The 1,584-nt window shown below is 64.0% G+C and carries 3 protein-coding genes; 2 read left to right on the forward strand and 1 reads right to left on the reverse strand.

Annotation, left to right across the window (positions count from 1 at the left end; all coding sequences use genetic code 11):
* Positions 1–456 (reverse strand): PfkB family carbohydrate kinase (locus tag EOB36_RS33770; RefSeq protein WP_245467975.1); only part of this gene is annotated, 456 nt, incomplete at its 3' end.
* Between the two features lie 153 nt (positions 457–609).
* Between EOB36_RS33770 and EOB36_RS33775 the strand changes: the two genes are divergently transcribed.
* Both EOB36_RS33775 and EOB36_RS33780 read left to right on the forward strand, forming a co-directional pair.
* Positions 610–1,059, forward strand: coding sequence for a FixH family protein (locus tag EOB36_RS33775; RefSeq protein WP_127204484.1), 450 nt, complete (start codon positions 610–612; stop codon positions 1,057–1,059).
* Positions 1,060–1,072: 13 nt separating this feature from the next.
* A partial coding sequence (locus EOB36_RS33780) for a cytochrome-c peroxidase (protein ID WP_206637237.1) occupies positions 1,073–1,584 on the forward strand: 512 nt, incomplete at its 3' end.

Genomic DNA, 1,584 nt, shown 5'->3' on the forward strand with positions numbered 1-1,584 from the left:
CTTGGCCACCGCCGCCAGCAGGGTCTTGCGCGCGCCGTCGTTCAGAATTGCCAAAGTGATTCCGGAGAAGTAAACAAGCGCCTGATTTTCAAGGCTTTTCGCCAAGGCAACCGCGTCGGAGGCAAGCTGCCGTGCGGCCGCATCACCGCGCCAATAGGTGAAGGAGCGTTCGGCGCCGGTCAGCGTGATCGCATAGAGGCCGGGCCGGGCGCCTGCGATGATCGGGCTGGCGCCGATGCCGATGCCGTTTTGCGCGAAGAAACCGATCTGATCGCGCGAGAACGGGTCGTCGCCGAAGGCCGACACATAGGTTGCCGGCCGGTCGCCGCTCAGCGCATGCAGCGCCCACAGTGTGTTGAACGTGTCGCCGGCAAAGCCCATGCGCCAGTTCGGCCCGGCCTGGCCTGAAAGTTCGAGCATGCATTCACCGATCGAGGCGACGCCGTTTCCTGTCATGTATCTCTCTCCGCGTGATTCCGGTGCTGTAGCTTTTTGCGGCCGGCAGCGCCATGCTTGGCGTCAGCGGATTTTGCGCCAGATGTGTTTTCTCAACTGAGCGGCGGGACGCAATCTGCCCGGCGAGACGTTATCTCCGGAAGAGGAAACGGTTTGGCATCGTTATGGCGTTATGTTTTGGCAGGTCTTGGTCTGGCCGCCTTGCTGGCTGGCATTCTTGCCGCCGTCTATCTGACGGCGCCGCAAGCGCCTCGGCTTGCCAGCTCCGAGATTGCGCGCTCGAAAAAGACAGCGCACGGGCTGTTTGTGGCCAGTTTCGAACCGGAGCGGGGCGCTATCCGGCAAGGCGAGCTGCAATCCTGGCTGCTGACCCTCAAGACAGGTGCGGGAACCCCGGTGGAAGGGGCAGCGATAACGATTTCCGGGGGCATGCCGCAGCACAGGCACGGCCTGCCGACCAGCCCGCAGGCGACCGACTATCTGGGCGACGGGTGCTATCGTATCGACGGGGTGAAATTCACGATGAGCGGATTGTGGCAATTGCATTTCGCCATTTCCGCGGCGGCCGGATCCGACACGGTCGTCTTCAATGTGCTGCTGTGAGCGCTGGAGCAAGATGAGCCGATTCTCGCGTCTTCTCGCGCTGCTGGCGATGGCCGTGCTTGCCGGCTGCGGCAAGCCGGAGTTTTCCGATGCCGAAAAGAAGACCATCGCCTCACTGGCACTGTCGGCGCTGCCGCCGCTGAAAACCGACCCCACCAACCGCTTCGCCGATGTGCCGGCCGCCGCCGCGCTTGGCTCGACGCTGTTCTTCGACGTCGGGATGAGCGGCGATGGCGAGGTTTCCTGCTCGACCTGCCACAAGATCGACCGGCAGTTCCAGGACGACCTGCCGCAAGCGGTCGGCGTCGGCCGCACCAACCGGCGCACCATGCCGCTGGCCGGCGTCGCGCATGATCCATGGTTCTTCTGGGATGGGCGGCGCGACAGTCTTTGGGCACAGGCGCTGACGCCGCTGGAAAATCCGCTGGAGCAGGCCGGCAATCGCGTCGCCTACGCGCGCTATATCAAGGCGCGATTCGGCGAGCGCTATGAGCGCATCTTCGGGCCGCTGCCCGACCTTTCGAC

Origin of the sequence: Mesorhizobium sp. M6A.T.Cr.TU.017.01.1.1 (assembly GCF_004023115.1) — a bacterium.
GTDB lineage: Bacteria > Pseudomonadota > Alphaproteobacteria > Rhizobiales > Rhizobiaceae > Mesorhizobium > Mesorhizobium mediterraneum.